This window comes from Catenulispora pinistramenti, assembly GCF_018274385.1.
Classification (GTDB): domain Bacteria; phylum Actinomycetota; class Actinomycetes; order Streptomycetales; family Catenulisporaceae; genus Catenulispora; species Catenulispora pinistramenti.
The window spans coordinates 33670-55193 of record NZ_JAAFYZ010000050.1 but is presented as its reverse complement, the minus strand read 5'-3'; the positions used below and the strand labels follow the sequence as shown (position 1 = coordinate 55193).

12 protein-coding genes are annotated in these 21524 nt (G+C 70.7%); all 12 read right to left on the bottom strand.

The annotated features are described in order from the left end of the window. Positions 1 to 1661 (bottom strand): beta-ketoacyl synthase N-terminal-like domain-containing protein (locus KGQ19_RS16830; protein ID WP_212010111.1); only part of this gene is annotated, 1661 nt, incomplete at its 3' end. 69 nt (positions 1662 to 1730) lie between these two features. Next, the gene (locus tag KGQ19_RS16825) at positions 1731 to 2324 is read right to left on the bottom strand and encodes a TetR/AcrR family transcriptional regulator (protein WP_212010110.1); all 594 of its coding nucleotides are present in this window, start codon (positions 2322 to 2324) and stop codon (positions 1731 to 1733) included. A gap of 179 nt (positions 2325 to 2503) precedes the next feature. Continuing rightward, positions 2504 to 3607, bottom strand: coding sequence for a Rieske 2Fe-2S domain-containing protein (locus KGQ19_RS16820; protein ID WP_212010109.1), 1104 nt, complete (start codon positions 3605 to 3607; stop codon positions 2504 to 2506). A gap of 106 nt (positions 3608 to 3713) precedes the next feature. Next, positions 3714 to 6383, bottom strand: coding sequence for an undecylprodigiosin ligase RedH (gene redH / locus KGQ19_RS16815; protein ID WP_212010108.1), 2670 nt, complete (start codon positions 6381 to 6383; stop codon positions 3714 to 3716). Between the two features lie 32 nt (positions 6384 to 6415). Then, positions 6416 to 7447: an SAM-dependent methyltransferase gene (locus KGQ19_RS16810; protein WP_212010107.1), complete on the bottom strand. Its 1032-nt coding sequence runs from the start codon at positions 7445 to 7447 to the stop codon at positions 6416 to 6418. Next, entirely contained in the window at positions 7435 to 8253 is an 819-nt protein-coding gene (locus tag KGQ19_RS16805; RefSeq protein WP_212010106.1) for a thioesterase II family protein, read from the bottom strand. The genes KGQ19_RS16810 and KGQ19_RS16805 overlap by 13 nt, the downstream gene beginning before the upstream one ends. Next, positions 8253 to 15980 carry a type I polyketide synthase gene (locus KGQ19_RS16800; protein ID WP_212010105.1) on the bottom strand — a complete coding sequence of 2576 codons (7728 nt, stop codon included), beginning with the start codon at positions 15978 to 15980 and terminating at the stop codon, positions 8253 to 8255. Before KGQ19_RS16800 ends, KGQ19_RS16805 begins: the two co-directional genes overlap by 1 nt. After that, positions 15977 to 17641, bottom strand: a complete 1665-nt coding sequence (locus tag KGQ19_RS16795; protein ID WP_212010104.1) for an amino acid adenylation domain-containing protein — start codon at positions 17639 to 17641, stop codon at positions 15977 to 15979. Before KGQ19_RS16795 ends, KGQ19_RS16800 begins: the two co-directional genes overlap by 4 nt. Positions 17642 to 17644: 3 nt before the next feature. Further along, a complete protein-coding gene (locus KGQ19_RS16790; RefSeq protein WP_212010103.1) occupies positions 17645 to 19702 on the bottom strand; it encodes an aminotransferase class I/II-fold pyridoxal phosphate-dependent enzyme in 2058 nt (685 codons plus the stop codon). Then, a complete protein-coding gene (locus KGQ19_RS16785; protein ID WP_212010102.1) occupies positions 19702 to 19968 on the bottom strand; it encodes an acyl carrier protein in 267 nt (88 codons plus the stop codon). Before KGQ19_RS16785 ends, KGQ19_RS16790 begins: the two co-directional genes overlap by 1 nt. Positions 19969 to 20028: 60 nt before the next feature. Beyond that, the gene (locus tag KGQ19_RS16780) at positions 20029 to 21237 is read right to left on the bottom strand and encodes a beta-ketoacyl-[acyl-carrier-protein] synthase family protein (RefSeq protein WP_368862111.1); all 1209 of its coding nucleotides are present in this window, start codon (positions 21235 to 21237) and stop codon (positions 20029 to 20031) included. Between the two features lie 23 nt (positions 21238 to 21260). Next, on the bottom strand, positions 21261 to 21512 hold the full coding sequence (locus KGQ19_RS16775; RefSeq protein WP_212010100.1) for a phosphopantetheine-binding protein: 252 nt from the start codon (positions 21510 to 21512) through the stop codon (positions 21261 to 21263). Positions 21513 to 21524 lie beyond the last annotated feature (12 nt).

The following is a 21524-nucleotide window of genomic DNA, read 5'->3' as shown; positions in this document are numbered from 1 at the left end:
GGGGCGGCCGGGACCGGGGCGGGCGAGCCCTGGTCGGTGTAGGTATGGGTGAGGCTGAGCGCAGAGGGGTCGAAGTAGATCTCCCGGTCCAGGATCCGGGTCGGCAGGGGGCCGATGCGGTCCCGTCCCGAGCGGAACACGTCCCACACGGCCGCGGGCCCGGTGGCACCGGCGAAGTGCGCGCCCCAGCTGATGACCGCCACCGGTTCGCCCTCCCGGACGCGCACCGGCCGACGTACCGGCCGACCCCCGGGTGGGACCGGGACGGCCTGGTGTTCCTCCAGGACGAAATGGGCCAGCATCCCGGTCAGCGACGCGCCGCTGACAGCGGCCCGGCGCGGCGACGCCGACTGTTCCCAGCGTTGTGCGCTGGCCAGGAACCGGAACCCGGAGCCGGGAGGCGGCGGGGCGCCGGCGGGCGACCACACAGGCGGCAGAGTGCCGTGGCTGAGCGCGAGAGCCACCTTGATCACACTGGCCAGGCCCGCGTTGGCGAACGTGTGGCCGAGGCGGTCGCGGATGCTCCCGAGGACCGCCTCGGTCGGCGAGCCCGTGTAGAGGCCTGACAGTGCCGTGAGTTCGGCCTGTGTCTCACTGCGGAAGCCGGATCCGAAGCACTCCACCAAGCCGATGGAGTCGGTGGGCACGTCCGCGTCCCGGTAGGCCAGTTCGGCGACCTCCCGGCGGTGTTCGGCCGAGACCGAGTATCGGAAGGTGCCCGGACGCGGGTCCTGTCCCAGAGCGCAGCCGCGGATCACCGCGTGGACCCGGTCTTCTTCGGCCACGTCGGACAGTCGTTTGAGGAGCACCGCGCTCACGCCCTCGGCCAAGGTGAACCCCTCGCCCGGCCCGGCGAAGGGGTGGCCGCAGGCCGAAGTCAGGCCTTTGGCGTCCAGGGCACCGGCCAGCAGGCCGCTCTCCCGCTGCTGGCCCGCGACCACCAGCACCGTGTCCGAGTCGCCGCGGCGCAGAGCGCCGACCGCGTGGGCGAGCGCGACGAGCGAGGTGCCGTCCGCGGCCTCCAGCGCCACGGTCCTGCCTCGGAGTTTGAAGACGCTCGCGATCCGCGCGGGGATGGTGCTGGCCATCTCGCCGACCCGGTCATGGGGCGACCCGGCCAGGCGGGGCCCGAGCAGTTCCAGCAGCTCCGATGCCGCGGCTTCGGCGGCCGGCCCGAGGTCCGAGCCGGGGTCCGGCCCGAGTTCCCAGCCGACGTCCGGGTCCGAACCGTCCTGTCCGGCGGAGCGCAGATCGTGGGCCAGGCGCTGCGCCTCGATCCTCAGTGCATTGAGATATTGCCGGTCCAGTCCGGCGCAGACGCCGACGATCACGTCGAAGCGGTCACCGCGGATCGGCCGGTCGGTCAGACCCGCGTCGCTCAGAGCCTGCCGGGAAGCCTCAAGCATGAGCTTCTGCATCCGGGTCATCGAAGCCGACTGCGCCGGCGGGATCTTGAAGGCGGCCACATCGACCTCGATGTCGAGCAGGCCGTGCGGCGGGGTCGGGCGGCCCGCGCTGTCCTGGCCGGCCGGAGGATCGGTGCAGGCGCAGCGCAACCGCGTGGTGGTCACCAGATCCCAGAACGCCTCGACACCGCGGGCGCGAGGGTACAGCGCCGAGATTCCGACGATCGCGACAGGCTCGCTAGGGGGAAGGTCCATGGCGGAGCAGCTCCTTCGCGGTCGGTTGAGTGGCTCAGACGGCCGGGGACGGGGAACCCCGGCCGTCGGTCAGGGGGTGGCCGGTCGGTTCGTCGCCTCGGGCAGGCCGACCAGCCGGCGCAGCGGGCCGTCGATCGGCACCGCGAGCTCCGGGTCGACCAGGCGGTGCAGGACCAGGCCGTCCAACAGGGCGCCGAGGACCAGCGCCGTCGGCTCCGGGTCCGCGGTCAGGCCGTGCTCGCCGAGCCACTGCGCCACCGCCTGGAGCCACGTGCCCTGCAAGGTGGCAAGCCCCGTGCGCAGGCGCTCGTTCCGGGTGGCGGCGAGCAGCATCTCGCTGGTCAGGACGGTCGAGGCGGGGTCGGCCGAGTACTGCGCCATCCCCGTCACCGCCATTTCGACGCCCTGCGGGCCGGCAGGGGCCTGGGCGAGCATGCCCATCACTATCCCGACCTCGCGCTCGACGGTCGCCAAGGAGGCCTCGACCAGGAGGTCGGTGACCGTGCCGAAGTGGTAGTGGACCAGGCCGGGACGCACGTCCGCCCGGGCTGCCAGTTTGCGCGTGGTCACCGCACCCCATCCCTCCTCGACGATGAGTTGGCCGGCGGCGGCGATCAGCCGTGCCCTGGTCTCCTGGCCCCGCTCCACTGAAGTCGGTGTCATCTGCTTCTGCTGCTCCGTAATCACCGGCCGGTGTGGGCCGCCGCTCGTCGGCGGCCCGCCGTCCGTTTCACGATCGAGTTGGGCGATCGCCTTAGGCGTTTGCCTTGGCCGATCGCCTTGGGCGTTTGCCCAATGACTCACAGCTTAGCGCCGGCGACGGTCTGTGTCACGCGGACGCCTCACTCCGAAGGGGCGAATAGGTCCGCTCCCAGATCGGCGTCATCGACGCGGTACGCCCCGTCGGTCTCGTCCGGCGTGACCCCGGCCTGCTTCTTCAGCTGGTCGCGCATCACCACGTACTTGGCGTTCAGCTCATCGACCGCCACGAAGCGGTTCACCTGCCGACCGGTGACGCGCGGCTGGATCTGCCGGACCACCCGCATGTCCTGCACCTCCTGGACCCGCTTCTGCGCGAACAGCGCCATCCGCGGGATCAGCCGCCGCAAAGCCGGCAACCGCAGCGCCTTCTTCAGATGCGCGTCCTCGTACCAGCGGAACAGAACCTGGGTGTGCTCCTCGTCGATCGGGGTCATCCAGATCGTGACGTCGAAGGGCTCGGTGTGGATGTGCACCATGCCCGGGAACGTGAAGGTGACGTTCATCGGCGCCCGGTTGGTCGGGTCGCCCTCCTGGCACAGGTCGAAGTCGTGGCGCAGCGTGGTGCCGTCGACCGACAGGCGGCTGTTCTCGACCTTGGTCATGGCGAAGTAGCGTCGCCTGCCGTCCAGCCCGAGGTGCTTGGCGGTGCCGCTCCATCCCACGTAGTCGAACCAGTTGAACCAGTGGTCCCGGTGCACGACCGGCACATGGTAGAAGTCGAGAAGGCTCTCGATGTACCGGGTGTAGTTGACCGGCTGGGACCAGCTGGACGTCGCGTACAGCTCGGGCTTGTCCCGCACCTCCGGCGGGATCTGCACCTCGGGCAGGGGCTCGGTCCGCCGTCCCCACCACAGCCAGATCAGCCCGGCCTCCTCCCGCACCACGTGGGTGTCCAGGCGCATCGACTTGGGGATCCTGGCCTCCGAGCCCAGGCAGGGCGCGAGGACGCACTGACCGTCCGCGTCGAAACGGAAGTCGTGGTAGGGGCAGCCGAGCGTGTCGCCGCGCAACCGGCCGTCGGCCATGTTCGCGCCTTTGTGGGGGCAGCGTGCGGACTGGCACACCAGCGTGCCGTCGGTCGAGCGCCACAGGACGAGGTCCATGCCGAGCCGTCGGACACCGACGGGCCGGTCATTGCGGATGTCCTGGGAGCGCGTGATCGCGTACCACTGATCGGGAATCATTGTGCTGTCTCCTTCTCGGACCCGGGCACCGACAGGCGGTGCCCGGGTCGGGATGCGGGAAGTAGGTGGGAAAGGACGGCGGGCGCCGACGAGAGGCGGGCCGGGCTCAGCCCTCGACGACCTCCACCACGCCGGCGTCGCCGTCGACCACGACCATGTCGCCGGTGGCGATGCGGCGGGTGGCCTGCTTGGTGTTGACCACCGAGGGCACGTTGAACTCACGGGCCACGATGGAGCTGTGCGAGAGCATCGACCCGATGTCGGTCACCACTGCGCCGGCGATGGCGAACAACGGCGTCCAGGACGCGTCGGTGAAGCGGGTCACCAGGATCTCGCCGGCCTGGAACTCGTCGGCCTGCCAGACCAGATCCTCGATGACCCGCGCCCGGCCCACCACGCGTCCCGGGCTCGCGGCCAGCCCCTCCAGGCGCGCGCCGTCCGGAGCCGGCACCACGGCCCGCGTGGGATCGTGCTCGCCGATCAGTGTGAGCGGGGGTTCGGGCAGCCGGCGCACGTACTGGAACTCGCGGCGTGCCTCCTCCAGGCGGACACGGGAGAAGACCTCCTGCGGCTCGTCGGAGCCTGACAGGTAGGTGAGCACGTCCGCGAAGTCGAGGTAGGCCACTTCGTCCGGCGAGCGCAGCACGCCGGCGGCGATCAGCCGGCGGCCCACCTCGTAGACCACGTTGCGGACCAGCCAGATCGAGGTGATCATCGACATCCGCGCGGTCTCCCGCAGTTCGCTGCACTGCACGTACATCGCGATGACCTTCTCGATCACCGTGCGCTTCGTGCGCGGCAGCCGGGTCAGCACCGCGGCGGCGTCGCCGTCCTGGTAGGCGCGGCTGCGGCCGAGGATCTCGTCGATGGAGAAGCCGTCCTCCGCGTAGCGGCGGATCATCTGGAACACGTATGAGGGGTCGTCGATCCACCGCGGGTGGGTCAGTTCCATCTCCTGGTGGCTACGGGTGCCGTTGGCGCGTAGGAACGGTTCGACCCGGTGCTTCCAGAACTCCCGTCCCGCATCGTCGGCGAGCAGGGCGGCGGGCAGTGTCTCGAAAGGGGTCTCGCGGATCAGGCGCATGACTGCCGGCCGGTCCTTGGCGGCCTGCGCCACGACCCAGATGTCCCGGGCCGACTCGACGGTACGCAGGCTCGACATGTCGGTCTTGACGCGGTTCTGCAGGTTGTGGCCGTCCTTGCCGAGCCACTTCGCGCACAGTTCGGCCAGAACCCCGTAGAAGCCGAACGCGTTGATGTAGTAGGGCATGTAGCCGACATGCATGTCGTGGAAGTAGCCGAGGTAGCGGCTCATCTCGGCGTCGAGCTCGCGGCGGCTCAGCCGGGTCAGATCCAGGGCGCGGGCCCGGTCGAACTCGTACTCGCGCGAGCGGACCATCCGCTTCGCGCGGCGCTTCATCTGCGCCATCTCCACCGCGGTGCACCGGAGCCAGTGCGTCAGCGCGGCTCGGCCCTCACTGCCGCCGGGGAAGGACCCGAAGGGGTTGTGATAGCTGCTCAGGTCCGCCTCCTCACTGGCGAACCGGGCGGTGAAGTGCCGCTGGTCGCGGGTCGGCGGACACTGCCCGAGCATGTAGGAGGTGAACGAGATGTTGAGGTAGATGTGACCCTGCAGGTAGCCCATGTGCAGGTCCGGGTCGCCGGGATCGAGCACCCCGACCGCCCGCGCACAGTCGGTGTGGACATTCGCCTGGTAGTAGCGGGCGAACGACTGGCCCAGCGGGGACATGATCCCCGTGAAGATCTCGCCGATGTCCATCCGGGACCACAGCGTGCCCTCGGCGATCGGCCGCGGCTGCTCGGTGACGTACAGCCGGTTGCGGTCGGTGCGCTGCGGGCGGGTGGTGATCGGACGGGCCTGCAGGAGGTGGAAGCGGCCGTCCTTCAGCACCCACTCCAGGTCCTGCTCAGCCTGGTAGTAGGTGCGGACCGAGACCGCCAGCCTGGCGAGTTCCTCCAGCTGATCGCGTGTCAGGCACGGGAGGTTGCGGTCGGCTTCATCGACCTTGGTGATGCCGATCCGGCCGGGCTCCAGCGGTGCGCACTTGGTGACCTTGTAACGGATCTCCTGCTCCACCGGCGACATGGTGCGCTCGTCAAGCAGGAACCAGTCCGACGGGACCTTGCCCGACACCAGGCCCTCGCCCAGGCCCCAGCACGCCTCGACCACCATCTGGTGCGGCCGCGGGCTGACCGGATCGGTCGTGAACAGCACTCCGCTGACATCAGCGTGGATCATCTCCTGGACGATCACGGCGATCGCACCGGCCTGCTCCGGACCGTCGCGGTAGACCTGCGCCCGGTCGGACCACAGGGAGGCCCAGCATTCCTTGACCGCCTCGATCAGCTCCTCGTCTCCGGCGACATCGAGGATCGTGTCGTGCTGGCCGGCGAACGACTGCCCCGCCGAGTCCTCACGGACCGCGGAGGATCGCACCGCGACACGGGGACTGCCCAGCTCGGCGTAGGCGGCCAGGATCGGCTCGGTGACCGCCGCGGGCAGGGTGCCGTCCAAGACGCGGCGGCGCAGTACGGGCCCGGGTTCGCTGCCGCCTGCCTCATCGATGCCGAGGTGCTCCAGTGCTTGCTGGAACACCGCGGTGCTGACGCAGAACGCCGGCGGGATCGGCAGTCCGGCCGCGGTGAGTTCGGCCAGGCGGGCGGCCTTGCCGCCCAGGACCTGGTCGTCGGGCTTGTCCACCCGGTCCAGGTGGATGACGGCGCTGCCACGCTCGTTCACTGTCGTCGTGTCCAACGGGGGAACCTCCTTGTCGGTACCAGGACCGGTCACGGCCGGCCGGCCGGGGCGTTGACGCCCACGACGGCGTGGAACTGGTCGCCGGGGATGAGACGACGGGTCGTCACCTGCGCGAACCCGGCGTCATCGAGTTGCCGGACCAGGTCCTCGACCGTGGGCAGCGGCCCGCCGAAGTCGGCGTGGGTGAACCACAGGTTGAGGACCTCCAGGCCCAGGTTGCCGCCGCGGCACGCGGTGGTGAGCAGCAGCCGGCCGCCGGGGGCCAGCAGCGAGCGCGCCTTGCGCAGAACGTCGACACGGTCCCCGGGCGGGAAGTAGTAGATGTTGTTGTGCAGCGTGACCAGGTCGAACTGCGGCTCGACGGTGAGGGTCCGGAGATCTCCCTGGCGGGTCTCGACACGGCCCGCCAGCCCCCACACGGCCATGTTCTCGGCCGCCTCGGCGGCCACCTCGTCCTGCAGGTCGATCGCCAGCGCGGTCAGCCGTGGATTGAGCTGGGCCGCGAGCCGCACGTAGGTGCCGGCGCCGCAGCCGACCTCCAGCAGCCGCAGCGGCCGGTCGCGATCCAGGGTGCGGCGCACGGCCTCCTCCACGAATGGCTCCACCACCCGCGTCGAGCGCGCGATGACCTGGCCGTCTTGGTCGCTCAGCGACAGCCTCCTGCCCTCACGCAGCATCTGCGGGGCCTCCATGAGCACCGGAAGATGGAAGCGGAGCACCTCCTCCAGCGCCGCGGCGACCGGTTCGCGTCCGGGCCGTGCCAACGCCTTGGCGGTCCGGCTCCGCAGCCGGTAGGTGTCGTCGAACCAGGCCAGGTCCCCCAGCCGCACGCCGATGTCGAGCCAGGTGCGCAGTTCCTCGGCGTGCTGGTCCACGTCCAGACTGTGGGCCAGCGTCTGCAGGTCGCAGGGCCGCACCGCGAGCCGGCCGAGCACCCCGGAACGAGCGGCCGCGGCCAGGAACGCGGCCCGGTACATCGGCGTGACCAGACGTCTGGTGGCCGACAAGAGCAGTGGCAGCTGGCGCTCCTTGACGATTCTGGTCAGGGTCAGCCGGTCCATCGCGAGTCCTCCGGTAGCTGGTGGGTGTGTCCTGCGCCGACCGTATGGAACAGCCGGTCCAAGTCCGCGCGCACGAAGCGCAACAGCGCGGCGCGGCCCGCGTCGTGGTTCAGGTAGAAGTGGCCGTCCGGCAGATGGCGGCGCAGCAGCGAGTTCGCGGTGTACTCCCGCCACGCCTCCATCTGCGCCGGGGTGGCGACCGGGTCGCCGTCGGCGGAGAAGGCGGTCATGGGGCAGTTCAGCGGCGTTCGCGGCGTCCACACATACTCGGCGCACAACCGCAGGTCGGCTCGTAGTACCGGAAGCCGGCGTTCGAGATAGGCCAGTCCCATCTCCTCGTCCGGGCCGAGCCCGCCGAGCTCACCGACCATCCGGCGCAGGTCCGTATCGTTGGTCGGCCAACCGGCCGCGGCCCCGTACAAATGCGGGGCCTTACTCGCGGACACGAACAGGTGCTCCGGCTCCGGCAGGCCGCGGTCGCGCAAGGCGCACGCGACCTCGTAGGCGAGCAGGGCGCCCATGCTGTGGCCGAACATCGCGAACCGATCCGTGTGGCCGGCCCGGACCAGGGCTTGGACCACCTCCTGCACCAAGGGCTGGAGGACGGAGACCGGCTGCTGGTGGGAGCGCAGTCCGCGCCCGGCCAACAGCACCGGCACCACCTGGATCGCCGGGTCCAGCAGGCGCGGCCAGTCGTGATACAGCGACGGCGTACCGCCGGCGTGAGGAAAGCAGATCAACCGCAGCGTGCGGTCCGGATCCGCGGCCGGAAGCCACGCGCCGGAGCGTTCCAAGACGCTGGTCATCAGTGCTTCACCAACCGGCGGCCGTCGTCGGAGTCGAGCCAGGCGATGGTGCGGCGCATGCCCTCGGCGAAGTCGACTTCGCTCTTGAAGCCGAAGTCGTCGCGGGCCCGGTCGATCGGGTAGGACTGGTCCCGCGCGAACAGGTTGACAGCGTGCCGGGTCAGCACCGGCCGGGACTTGATCCGCAACGTGCCCCAGATCCGCTCCGACACGGTGGCGACTCCGGTGGCCACACCGGCCGGCAGGCTCAACTTCGGCGCCGGTACACCCAGCCCCTGTGCCAGCGCCTCCATGTAGTCGTGCCAGGTCGTCAGTTCCGCGTCGCGCAGGTTGTAGGCGCGCCCCGCGGCCACGGGGGCGTCGCAGGCGGCGATCATCGCGTCGGCGAGGTTCTCCACGTACAGCAGGCCGGCCGGAACGTCGCCGTGTCGGATGTAGACCATCTGCTTCTGCAGCAGCAGGTTGGCGAGTTCGACGACGAAGTCTTTGCTGCGGGGCCCGTAGACGGACACCGGCCGGATGACGGTCAGCGGGACGCCGGTGTGCTGGGCGGACTCCCGGACCACGGTCTCGCCGAGCACCTTGCTGCGGTTGTACGGCAGCCCGATGTCGTTCAGCACGGTGCCCTCGTCGCACGGGCGCTTCGGGTACCCGTACACGTCGGTGGTGCTCAGGTGGACGAACCGCTCGACGGTGCCGGCGTGGTCCGCCGCCTCCATCAGGTTTCGGACACCTTCCACGTTGGTCTGCTGGAACTGCTGCCAGGGACCCCAGTCCGCGGACATTCCAGTGCAGTTGAAGACCTGCCGCACCCCGGCGGTGGCGCGTCGCAGGCTCTCGACGTTGGCCAGCGAGCCCACCTCGGCCTGAACGGGCAGGCCGTCGAACACGGACCGATCGCTGTCGGCACGGACCAGCACGCGGACCTGGCGGCCCTGTTCGACCAGACGCCGGGTCAGGTGGCCGCCGATGAAGCCGCTGGCCCCGGCGACCAGGACCTCCGCCGCACCGGGTGCCGACGGACGGGTCCGCGCCGGGCGCGCGGCGCTCCCGGGCCGGTATCGCTCGCCATCGGCCCGGCTCTGATCGCGCGGCTGCGGCTGCGTCTCCTCTTGCAGCAGGTCCAGGGCGTGCTCCAGGTCCTGCTCACGGTGATCGACGTTGACGAAGAACCGCAGCCGGGCCTGATCCTTCGCGACTGCCGGGTAGCCGATGGGCATCACGTTGACGCCCCGCTCCAGCAGCCGGTGGGAGACCGCCATCGCGCGGTCCCAGCTTCCGGTGATCACCGGGATCACCGCGGACGCCCGCGAGACCCCGATGTCGAAGCCTCTGTCCCGGGCCTGCTGCCGGAAGTACTCGGACAGTTCCCGCAGCCGGGCGACCCTTTCGGGCTCGTCCCGGATGACGCGGAACGCCTCCAGTGCGGCCGCGGCGTTCGCCGGAGAGATACCGGTGCTGAAGATGAACAACGGGGTGGTGAACTTCATCAGCTCGATAAGCGGTCCGCGGGCGGCGATGTACCCGCCCAGACTGCCCAGTGCCTTGCTGAGCGTACCCATCCACAGGTCCACGTCCCGCCGGTCGACATCGAAGTGCTCTCCGATACCACGACCGGTGGGGCCCAGGACTCCGATCGAGTGCGCCTCGTCGACCATGAGCATCGCCTCGTGCCGCTTCTTGACCTCGATGAACCGGGGCAGGTCGGGGATGTCGCCGTCCTGGCTGTAGGCGCCCTCGATGACCACCACCGCGCGCCGGAACTCACCGCGCATCGCCGCCAGCATCCGGTCCAGCGCGGCCCAATCGTTGTGCGGGAACGGACGCCGGCGGGCACCGGAGAGCATGGCTCCGCGCACAGTGCTGTCGTGAATCCACTCGTCGTGCAGGATCAGGTCCTCCGGGCCGAACAGGTGGCCCACCGTCGCCACGTTCGTGGCGTGGCCGCCGGCGAACACGATCGCCGCCTCGGTGCCGAGGAAGGACGCGATCTCGGCGTCGAGTTCGTGGTGCAGCGGCGTCTCACCGCACAGCAGCGGAGTGGCCGAGCTGGAGGTGCCGTACTTGTCCACGGCTGCCTTGGCGGCGGCCAACAGCCGCGGGTGGCTGGACAGAGCCAGGTAGTTGAAGGCGGAGAAGTTGATGACCGAGCGGCCGCCGAGTTCGATCCGCCCGGTGTTGAACCCCTCGTGGACGCGGCCGTAGGCGTTCGCACCGGCCGCCTCGATCCGCCGCAGCCGCTGCTGGATCTCGTGGTACTCAGCCCACTCCTCCACCACCCGCTCGCGTTTGACGGGTGTGTCGGGCGCGAGGCGGGCTGCCGGGGCCGGGACCGGGACCGCGGGGACGAAAGTCGGGACCGCGGGTTCGGGTCGCGGCACCGGGGAGCCGGAGACCCCCAGCAGCCGCACCAGATCCCGAACGGTCGGGTCTTCGGGCAGCGAACGGCGCAGTTCCGGCAGGCGGTGCGCGTACTTCTGCGCGATGCGCTGCTCCAGTTCCTGCTTCATCAGCGAGTCGAATCCGAGATCCGGCCCGAGGCGCGCGTCCAGGGGCACCTGGTGATCGGGGAACCCACTCACCCGGCCCACATAACGGATCACGTCGCTTGTCACGACCGCGTCGAGCGGCACGACGTCCTCAGTCCACGCCTGCGTGTGCACGGCGCTCTCCCTTCGCGGGGCATCGACGGCGGAGCCTTCCGGGGGTGTCGCCGGGACGGGATTCGGCCCCGGCCTGTTCGAAGGCGCGATCTGGCGCCAGTAGGACTGTCGGTGGAACACGGTGCGTGGAACCGGGACCCGGACCCGCCCGTGCGGCCGGTCCAGACCCGCCCAGTCGACCTCGCCGCCGGCGCAATGCAGCCGGGCCAAGGACTGCAGGAACGTGTCCCAGTCCGCACCGCCGCGGCGGATAGTCGGCAGACGCAGAGCCCTGTCCGCTTCGCCGTCCGTCTGGACCAGAGACAGCAGCGCGGGGTGCGGGCCGATCTCCACGAAGCCGGTGCAGCCCAGCTCATTCAGCGCGCCGAGGCCGTCACCGAAGCGGACCGTGCTCAGCATGTGGTCCACCCAGTACCGGTCACTGAGCTGGTCGACTCGTTGTCCGGTCAGGTCGGAGATCCAGGGCAGCCGCGGAGCGTGGTGGCGCACCGAGCCGGCGGCACGCCGCACAGCGTCCGCGGCGCCGTTCATCATCGAGGAATGAAAGGCGTGCGAGACCTGGAGCGGCCTGGCGGCGACGCCCGCACGCCCCAGGGAGACGGTCAGCGCCTCGATGTCGTCCGCCGGGCCTGACAACACCAACCGTGTTGGGGAGTTGACGGCCGCGACCGCGACCCGGGGATGAGACGCCGCCAGCGACCGGATCACCTCGGCGTCGCCCGAACAGGCGACCATCGCGCCCCGGCCGGGTTGCGCGTCCATCGCCGCGGCGCGCGCCGCGATCAGCGTCAGTGCGTCGGCTTGCGACAACACGCCGCCGGCGCAGGCCGCCGCGTAGGCGCCGACGCTGTGTCCGAGGACGGCGGCCGGTCGGACTCCGACCGAACTCCACAGATCGAACAGGGCCAATTCCACTGCCACCAGGGCCGGCTGACAGTAGCGGGTCTGCCGCAACCTGTCCGCGGCCGGGTCGGACAGCAGGTCGTGCAGGGACGTCCCGAGCAACGGCCGCAGAACCGCGTCGCTGCGCTCCAGGCTCTCGGCCACTGCCGGATGGCTTTCGGCCAGCGCCCGGGCCATCCCGGGGTACTGGGTTCCCTGACCGCTGAACAGGAAGGCCAGCTTCGGCGTCTCGGGCGGGACTTCACCGCGTAGGACGGCACGGGACGGTTCACCGGCGGCGAGGGCCGCCAGCTCACGGTCCAACGCCTCGGTGGTGGCGGCGGTGATGACGGCGCGGTGGACCAGGTGCGTGCGGCCGGTGTTGGCCGCGTGGCAGAGGTCTGCCAGCTGAACCCGCGGGTGGGTGACCAGGTGGGTCCGGTAGTTCCGGGCCACATCGGCCAGCGCCTGCTCGGTGCGGGCCGACAGGCACAAGGCGTCCAGCGGCCTCGGTATCGGATCGGTGCGCTGGAGCGGCTCGGGGGCGGCTTCGAGCACGATGTGGCTGTTCGTTCCTCCGAACCCGAAGGAGCTGACCGCCGCGCGCAAGGGCCGTCCGACCGGGAGCGCCTGGCGTCGGGAGGCGATCAGCAGGCCTGTTCCCGCCGCGGCCAAGTGCCGGTTGGGAACGGTGAAGTTCACCTGGGCGGGCACCTGTCCCTCGCGCACGACCAGGGCGGCCTTGATCAGTCCGGCCAGGCCGGCCGCGGCTTCCAGATGGCCGATGCTGCTCTTGACCGACCCGACCAGGCACGGCTCACCGGCCTTGGAGTCCCGTCCGTAGACGGCGGCCAGCGCGGCCCACTCGATCGGGTCGCCGAGCGGCGTGCCGGTGCCGTGGGATTCCACATAGTCCACGTCGTGCCCGCGCAGCCCGGCCTCGGCCAGGGCCCGATCGATCACGTCGCGCTGCGCCGAACCGCGCGGGGCGGTCAGACCGTTGGCACGACCGCCGTGTCCGACCGCGGAGCCCTTGATGACGGCGTGGATACGGTCCCCGTCGGCGAGAGCGGCCGACAGCGGCTTCAGGCACACCACGGCGACGCCCTCGCCGCGGACGTATCCGTCGGCGGCGTCGTCGAACGTGCGGCAGACGCCTTCCCCGGAGAGCATTCCGGCCTGGGTGAAGGCCGCCGTGAGCTGCGGGGTGAGCATCAGGTTGACCCCTCCCACCAGCGCCAATGAGCACTCTGTTTCGCGCAGGCTGCGGCAGGCCGCGTGCACCGCGACCAGGGAGGAGGAGCAGGCGGTGTCCACCGCGATGCTGGGTCCGTGCAGGTCGAGCACGTAGGAGATCCGGTTCGCGGCAACCGATTGGGCGTTGCCGATCGCGGCGTGCATGTCGGCCGCGCTGGTGTCCCCCATCTGCAGTTGGTAGTAGTCGTGGCTGCTGATGCCGACGAACACGCCGGTCCGGGTTCCGGCCAGGCTGCCGGGCGCCATACCCGCATCCTCGACGGCGGTCCAAGCGGTCTCCAGCAGAAGGCGCTGTTGCGGGTCCATGCGTGAGGCTTCGCGGGCTGAGATGCCGAAGAAGCGGGCGTCGAACTCGTCGATCCGGTCCAGGAATCCGCCGACCCCCGACGTCCCGGGCACGGTTTCCGGGTCCCACCGTTCCCGCGGTACCTCGCCGATCGCGCAGCGTCCGTCCAGCAGCAGCTTCCAGTAGCTCTCCACATCCGGGGCGCCCGGCAGACGGCAGGCGATGCCGACGACGGCGACGGGCTCGGCCTGCGGGCCCGCCCACGCGGCGGCCTGGGTCTCCGAGTTCGGGCGGCGGTGGTCGCCGGTCTGTCGAGGTTCGGGATCCGTGCCGAGCGCGTCGGCGACGGCGCGGATCGTGGGGTGGTCGAACACCAGGCTCGCGGTGATCTCCCGGCCCAGGTGGGTTCCCAGCTCCTGGCTCACCGCGACGCTCTGCTTGGAGTCCAGTCCGAGCGCGGTGAACGGCGCGTGCGCGTCCACCGTGTCGGGAGCCAGGCCGAGCCGGGCGGCGATCCGCTCGATGAGCCAACGCTCGATGTCGAGTGCGGCCAGAGGCCTGGGTGCTTGCGCACTGTCTGCGTCTGTGGACGCTGTCGAACGAAGCGTGAGCCGCTTCGTCGGCGGCTCCCCGCCGAGCAGAAGCGCCACGAGGGTGTCGACGTCCGGGCAGGTCAGCAGCTCTCCGATCGGCACCGGGACGCCTAGCCGCTCCTGCAGAAGCGCCACCGCTCGCAGCAGGCCTGGATAGTCCAGGCCGAGGTCCGCCAGGCGGCGCCCGGCGATCTGGGCCGTCCCCGTCAGGGAGCCCAGGACGGACCCGACTGCGACCTCGACCTCGCGGCGGTCCATCGGCCGGCGGCGGTCTCCAGAGCCGGTCGGGGCTGTGCGCGCGGAGCTGAGCACGCTCGCCGCGAGAGCTTGCAGCCGCAGCTGCACGTAATCGTCCCGGCAAGCACCACGCTGGATCTTCCCGCTGGTGGTGCGGTGCACCGTCGAGCGCTTCAACAGCACCACCGCGTGCGGGCTCACCTCGTGCTCGGCGGCGAGCGCGGCGCGGACCGCGGCCAGCAAAGCCGCGCCGCCGTCATCGGGGCGGTGCTCCACCTCGCAGACCACCACCAGTTCTTCGGCGCCGTCGAGCTCCACGCCGAACGCGGCGCTGGCGTTGGTCCGGATACCCTCCCCGACGCGTTCGACGGTCTGCTCCAGATCCGGCGGGTAGTAGTTGCGGCCCTGAAGAACCACCACGTCCTTGCTGCGTCCGGAAACGTAGAGGCCGTGCGGTCCGAGGAATCCGAGGTCGCCGGTGCGCAGGTAGGTCCGACCCGGCTCGCCGTCGATGACCGCCCGGAACGTCTCCACGGTGGCCTCGGGGCGACGCCAGTAGCCGCGCGCGACGCCCGGGCCGCCGACCCAGATCTCACCGATCCCGCCCTCGGGCCGGCGCCGGCCGGTAGCGGGGTCGACGACGGCGACGGACACCTCTTCCGCGCTGCCGCCGCAGCCCACGAGTTCGGTGGTGCGGGCGGTGCCGGGGAACGCCGGTCGGGCCGAGCCCTGTTCCAGAGCGGCGGAGTCGAAGGCGGAGGCGTCAGCACCCTGACCGGGGAGTGTGGCACTGACCAGCAAGGTGGCCTCGGCCAGACCGTAGCAGGGCATGAACGCGCGCCGGTCGAAGCCGCACGGTGCGAAGAACTCTGCGAAACGCTCCAACGTGCGCGCCCGAACGGGTTCGGCACCGTTCAGGGCCAGCCGCCAACGGCTCAGATCCAGCCTGTCCCGCTGCTCCGGCCGGATCATCCGCAAGCAGTGTTCGAACCCGAAGTTGGGCGAGATCCCGGTGTCCGCGCCGGTCGCGGCGATCGTCTCCAGCCACAGCAGCGGCCGCCGCACGAACGTCATCGGCGCCATGGAGTGCAACGGGATACCGCCGTACAAGGCGGTGAGGATCCCGCCGATCAGGCCCATGTCGTGGTACGGCGGCAGCCACAAGGCCAGCGCCGAGTCCCGGTCGTGCCCGAGCCGGCGGTTGATCGCGCGCAGGTTGTGCAGCAGGTTGGCGTGGCTGACCATCACGCCCTTGGGCTGGGAGGTCGAACCGGAGGTGTACTGCAGCAGCGCCAGTGAGTCCGTTGTGGTCCGGGGTTCCTTCCAGTCGGTCCCGGTCAGGCCGGCGGTGTCGTCCGTGGACATCCATCGCAGGTCGCCGAGCCCCAGTTCGGCCAGTTCGGCGTGCCGGTCGTGGGCCAGGCTGCTCAGCGGGCCGGACGTGAGGGCGTGGGTGGCCTTCGCGTCCCGGCCGATCGCGGCGAGCCGGGGCAGGGTCTGCCCGAACCTCGCGGCGTCCGGCGGATATGCGGGCACTGCGATAGCACCCGCGTACATGCAGGCCAGAAAGCCCGTGATGTAGTCCAGGCCAGGCGGGTGGAGCAGCAGCACCGGCTTGCCCCGCAGCTGCTCGGCCTGCAGACGGGCCGCTGTGGCCCGTACCCGCGCTTGGAGCTGACGGTAGGTCACTTCCTCGCTGGTGCCGTCCACCCCGGTGATGAAGCGGTAGGCCAGCGCGTCAGGACGCTGATGGGCATGGTGCTGCAACAGCGCGGCGACGGTGGCGGCCTCGCGGCGCGGGTCGGTCACGGCAACCTCCGTGGATCGAGGGGCGGGGTCGCGGGCGGATCGTCGCCCCCGGCAGCCAGCCGCTGGTAGTCGACCTTTCCGTTCGCGTTGTAGGGCAGTGCCGCCACGCATTGGGCCGCGCGCGGCACCATGTAGGCGGGCAGGTAGCGCGCGCAGTGGCGCTTGAGGTCGAGCAGGCCGAGCGGCGCCGCCCCGGAATGGACCGTGTAGCGCAGCACGATGTGCGCGCCGCCTCCGGGTCCGGTGGCCACCACCGCGGCGGCGGTGGCGATGCCCGGGTGGCGAAGGGCGGCGGCCTCCACCTCGCCGAGTTCGACGCGGTAGCCGGAGAGCTTGACCATCCGGTCCTTGCGTCCCCGGTAGACCAGCCGGCCGTGGTCGTCGAGGCAGACCAGGTCCCCGGTCGCGTGGCTCGCCGGGTGGCCGGCCGCGGCCGATTCCCGGGGCCGGCGCCAGTATCCGGGCGTCACGCAGGGGCCGGAGACGATCAGTTCGCCCAGCTCACCGGACGAGGTGACCTCGCCGCCGTCCTGCGCCCGGACCGACACGCGGGCACCGGGAAGCGGGACCCCGATCGGGATCGGCTCGTCATCGCGCAGGTCCTCGGGGCCGACCCGATGGTAGGTGCACACGTTGGTCTCGGTCGGCCCGTACAGGTTGTAGAGCGTTGCGCCCGAGGGCAGTACCGCCGCCAGCGCGCGCAGTTGCGGGGTGGCGAAGGCCTCGCCGGCGAACAGGACGTGGCGCAGCGAGGCGGCGACGTCCGGGGTCAGCGCACCGGATCGGATGAGCAGGTGCAGGACCGAGGGCACCGAATACCAGACGGTGACCCGGTGCCGGACGATGCCCGCCGCGAGCGCGGCCATGTCCTTGGTCTGCGCGTCCGGGACGATCCACAGCGAGGCCCCGACGGACAGCGCGGTGAACAGGTCGAAAGTGCTCAGATCGAAGGTGAACGAGGCGTGGCCCGCGAACACGTCGTCCGGCCCGACGTCGAGTTCCTGACGGGCCCATCCGATGAACACGCCCAGGTTGCGGTGCGTGATCTGGACGCCCTTGGGCACCCCGGTGGAGCCGGAGGTGTACAGGACGGCCGCGACCGAGCCCGGATCAGGCTCCGCGACGCTGCTGTGGTGGCCCACAGCGGGCGCGAAGTCCTCCCAACCCAGCACCTCGGCCCGACCGAGCGCCGGTCCCGAGACGCCGTCCGCGACCGCGACCACCCGCACGGAGGCCGGTAGCCGCGACGTCATCACGAAGGGCAGGTGGCCGCGGTCGACACACAGCACCGTGGGTTCGGCGTCGGCGAGTACCGCCTGCACCCGCTCGGCGGGCTGCGCCGCGTCGAGCGGAAGATAAGCGCAGCCCGCCCGCAGTGCTCCCAGGATGGCCACCGCGTACCGCGGCTGCTTGTCCATCCAGATGGCGATCCGGTCGCCCGGGCCGGCTCCGTTCCGCAGCAGTCCGGCCGCTACCCGATCTACCTCGGCGTCCAGCTCCGCGTAGCTGAGCGGGTGGTCGCCGAGCAGGGCGGCGCGCGCCGCCTGCTCGGGAGTGAACCGGGAGGGCAGCGTGATGCGGCAGAAGAAGTCGACGCTGTCGACGTTGTCGGCGGACGTCGGTCCGGCCTCGGTCGCGAGGGTGGTGGCGATCTCGTCCACGGGTCACCACCTGGCCTGATCGGCGCCGGTCGCCCAGCGGTCCGACGGATCGGTGGCGACCGAACGATCGGTGACGGCGGGTCGATGGGCTTGGCCGCGCGAGGGCAGTACACCGGTCTCACGGCCGGCCTCGACGAAGATGTTCGCGGCCTCGTCGAGGTCCTCGGGGGTGTGCTCGGACGTGACACTGATCCGCAGCCGGGCATCGCCCACGGGGACACCCGGGTAGACCACCGTCTGGCAGAAGAGGCCTCGCGCCCGGACCGCACGCCCCATCTCCATCGTCTTGCGCTCGTCGCCGATGACGACCGGCAGGATGGCGCTGTCGGAGTTCTCCAGGTCGAACCCCGCCTCGACAAGGTTGCGGCGCAGGGTGCGGATGTTGGACCAAAGGCGGGCCAGGCGCTCCGGCTCGTTCTCGATCACGTCGATCGCGGCGATCAGGCCCGCCGCGACGCCCGCGGGGATGGTCGCGGCGAACACGTAGGAGTTGGCGTAGAAGCGCAGGTACTCGATGACGTCCTCGTCGCCCACGACGAAGCCGCCCATGCCGGCCAGCGTCTTGCTCATCGTGCCCAGTTCCAGGTCGACGCGGCCCTTGAGGCCGAAGTGCTCCGCCGTGCCGGAGCCGGTCGCGCCGAGCACGCCGGTCGCGTGCGCGTCGTCCACCAGGACGCGGGCACCGTACTGCTCCGCGAGTCGGACGATCCCGGGCAGGTCGCACACGTCGCCGTGCATGCTGAACACGCCGTCGGTGACGATGAGCCGGCCCTGCGCCTGATCACCGCAGCGCTTGAGCACCCGTTCGAGGTCGTCCATGTCGTTGTGCCGGTATATGCGGCGCTGACCGCCGGACAGCCGGCACCCGTCGACGATGCTCATGTGGTTCAACTTGTCGACCACCGCGGCGTCGTAGCTCTTGACCAGCGCGGAGATGACCCCCAGGTTCGCCGAATAGCCGCCGGGGAACACGATCGCGGCCGGGCGCTGTTTGAACGCCGCCAGGCGCCGCTCGAGCTCCTTGTGCAGCACGTTGGTGCCGCCGATGAGGCGACAGCCGGTGTTGGTGGCCCCGTACACCCTGGTGGCGTCGCTGATCGCGTCGATGACCTTGGGGTGGTTGGCCAGCCCCAGATAGTTGTTGGACGCGAACATCAGGAACTCGCGGGTCCGGCCGGTGAGTTCGTCGTGGATCACGGCGCGGTTCTCGCAGCGCGACTGGAGCGGCATGCCGTACCAGTGGAGCTGCTCGGCCTGCCGGCCCCGGTGGTAGGAGGCGAAGCTACGCGCCTTGGCGAACAGGTCCGGGTCACGCTCCTCGGCGAAGTCCTTCATCGATCTCGTGTCCCAGGGTGCTGTTTCGTCCGAGACGAGGCGCCGGATCTGGGAAGTCCGTGCGGGGGCGGGTGCCGGCCGCCGCTCCGGCACCGTCGGCGTCGATGTCGGCGTCGCCGAGTCCGGGTCCGGGTCCAACCGGTCGCACAACTCACGCAAGGTCGTGGCATCCAGCGCGGACGGAGCCTCGCCCACGAAGGGCAGCCTCTGGCGGACCTCCGCGGTGATCGAAGCCAGCACCACCGAGTCGACACCGAGATCGCTCTCGAGGTCCGCGTCCGGATCCAGATCTTCGCGCTGGTAGTGGGTGTGCGACATGGTGACGGCGATGACCGCCTCGCGGATCTGCGAGCGTGGATCCGACGGCCGGTGCGCCACGGATGCGGGTGCCGCGGCGGTGTGTGCCACGGAGTCGACCGGCCGGGCCGGTGCCGGTACAAGTGCGGGCGCCGTGTCCGAGAAACCGACGACCGCGTCGACCAGGTCCTGCACGGTGACCATGTCCGAGCGCAGCGTCTGCTCGTCCAGTCCGAAGCGCGTGCGCAACGCCACCGCGATCGACTCCAGCACTACGGAATCGATGCCCAGCTCGCCTTCGAGGTGTGCTTCCAGGGGCAGCTGTTCCCGCTGGTACAGCGTGCGCGCGGCGACGACGTCAAGGACCTGATCCTGCACCGTCCCGGTGGTGTGGGAGGGCCTGAGGGCGGAGTTCAGCTGCTGGGTCATCACGCGAGTTCCCGTTCGAGCTGGATTCCGCGCAGCTGGTCCACCAAAGCGGCGATCGCCGTGACGGTGCGGAAATTGTCGGGGGTGACCTCGTGGAGCGGGACCTTGATCTGGTAGGCGACCTGCAGGTGGTGGACGAGGTCGAAGATCGCCGCCGAGTCGATGACGTTGAGCTCGACCAGGTTGGAATCCGCCTCCAGGCCGGTCGAGTCCCCGTCCATCCAGGTGTCCGCGATGTAACGCATCAGTGACTGCTGGGTGGTCATGACATCCTCAATGGTTGTTGCCCAGCCGGGACGTGGTGCCCGGCACTGTCTAGGCGCGGTCTAGGCGCGGGTGAGAACCAGCACCGCGTTCTGGCCGCCGAACCCGAACGAGTTGCTCACGGCCACCTCGATGGGCCGGCGGCGGGGCTCCTTGGCGACGACGTCCAGGTCGATCCCCGGGTCGAGGGCTTCCAAGTTGGCCGTCGGCGGGATGGTCCCGGTCTGCAGCGCCAGCGCCGTGAAGGCCGCCTCGATCGCGCCGGCGGCGCCGAGGGCGTGGCCGACCACACCCTTGGTGGACGTCACCGCGGCCCGGTCGCCGAGCACCGCGCGCAGCATGCGGCCCTCGGCCGCGTCGTTCAACGGGGTCGACGTGCCGTGCGCGTTGACGTGCTCGACCTCGTCCGGTGCCACGCCGGCCCGGGCCAGCGCGGTCAGCAGCGCCTGCCGGGCGCCCTTGCCGTCCGGATCCGGCGTGGTCATGTGGTGGGCGTCGGCCGAAGCGCCGAAGCCGGCGATGGTGGCACGGATCCCGGCCCGGCGCGCGCGGGCATCGGATGCCCGCTCCAGGACCAGGATGCCGCTGCCTTCGGCGATCACGAAGCCGTCACGGGCGGCGTCGAAGGGACGGGACGCGGCCGCCGGGTCGTCCGTTTTCGTGGACAGCGCGCCCATCTGCGCGAACCCGGTGGTGATCAGCGGAGTGACCGCCGCCTCGGAACCGCCCGCGACCACGACATCGCAACTCCGGTCGCCGAGCAGCTGCATCGCGGTCCCGATCGCCGTCGCGCCCGAGGCGCAGGCCGTGGCGGTGACCAGGTTGGGGCCGGTGGCACGCAGCTCGATACCGAGGTGGCCGGCCACCATGTTCGGCACCATCATCGGGATGAGCAACGCCGACACCGCCCGCGGGCCGCTCTCCAGGCTGGTGCGCAGTTGGGCCTCACCGGTCGCGACGCCACCGACCCCGCAGCCGATGACGATGCCGACCCGTGCCCCGTCCCAGGTGTGTGGGTCGAGCCCGGCGTCGGCCACCGCTTCCCGGGCCGCGGTGACGGCCAGCTGGACGAACCGGTCGTGGATCAGGCTGCTGCGGCGACCGACGTGCCTGCCCGGGTCGAATCCCGGGACGGTGCACGAGATGTCGACGGGAAGGCCGGCCAGATTCGGATCGCGCCGCGCGGTGGAGATGCCCGCACACACCCCCTGCCAGCTCGCCTGCACACCGATCCCGGCCGAGGTGACCAGTCCGATCCCGGTCACGGCGATCTCCGGCTGCGAACCCGGGGCTGTCACCTCGTACCCGCTGTGGCCACGTGCTCGCGGACGATGTCCACGGCGCGCTCCAACGTGTCCTGCGCGTTGATCGCGTCATCGGGGATGGCGGCCTGCACTTCGCGCTCGACCACGAGCAGCAGTTCCACCAGGAACAGCGAGTCGACCTCGAGGTCCGCGAAGGTGACACCGGGTCGGATCAGCTCGGGAAGGACCTCGAACTTCTCCACGAGGAGTGCGACGAGGGTTTCGTACGTCAAGTCAGACATAGCCTGCTCCTA

Excerpts from the sequence above, each read along its gene's own strand:
- KGQ19_RS16775 (WP_212010100.1), bottom strand. The coding sequence starts at position 21,512 with ATGTCTGACTTGACGTACGAAACCCTCGTCGCACTCCTCGTGGAGAAG.
- KGQ19_RS16820 (WP_212010109.1), bottom strand. The coding sequence starts at position 3,607 with ATGATTCCCGATCAGTGGTACGCGATCACGCGCTCCCAGGACATCCGC.
- KGQ19_RS16790 (WP_212010103.1), bottom strand. The coding sequence starts at position 19,702 with ATGACCCAGCAGCTGAACTCCGCCCTCAGGCCCTCCCACACCACCGGG.
- KGQ19_RS16805 (WP_212010106.1), bottom strand. The coding sequence starts at position 8,253 with ATGACCAGCGTCTTGGAACGCTCCGGCGCGTGGCTTCCGGCCGCGGAT.
- KGQ19_RS16785 (WP_212010102.1), bottom strand. The coding sequence starts at position 19,968 with ATGACCACCCAGCAGTCACTGATGCGTTACATCGCGGACACCTGGATG.
- KGQ19_RS16810 (WP_212010107.1), bottom strand. The coding sequence starts at position 7,447 with ATGGACCGGCTGACCCTGACCAGAATCGTCAAGGAGCGCCAGCTGCCA.
- KGQ19_RS16825 (WP_212010110.1), bottom strand. The coding sequence starts at position 2,324 with ATGACACCGACTTCAGTGGAGCGGGGCCAGGAGACCAGGGCACGGCTG.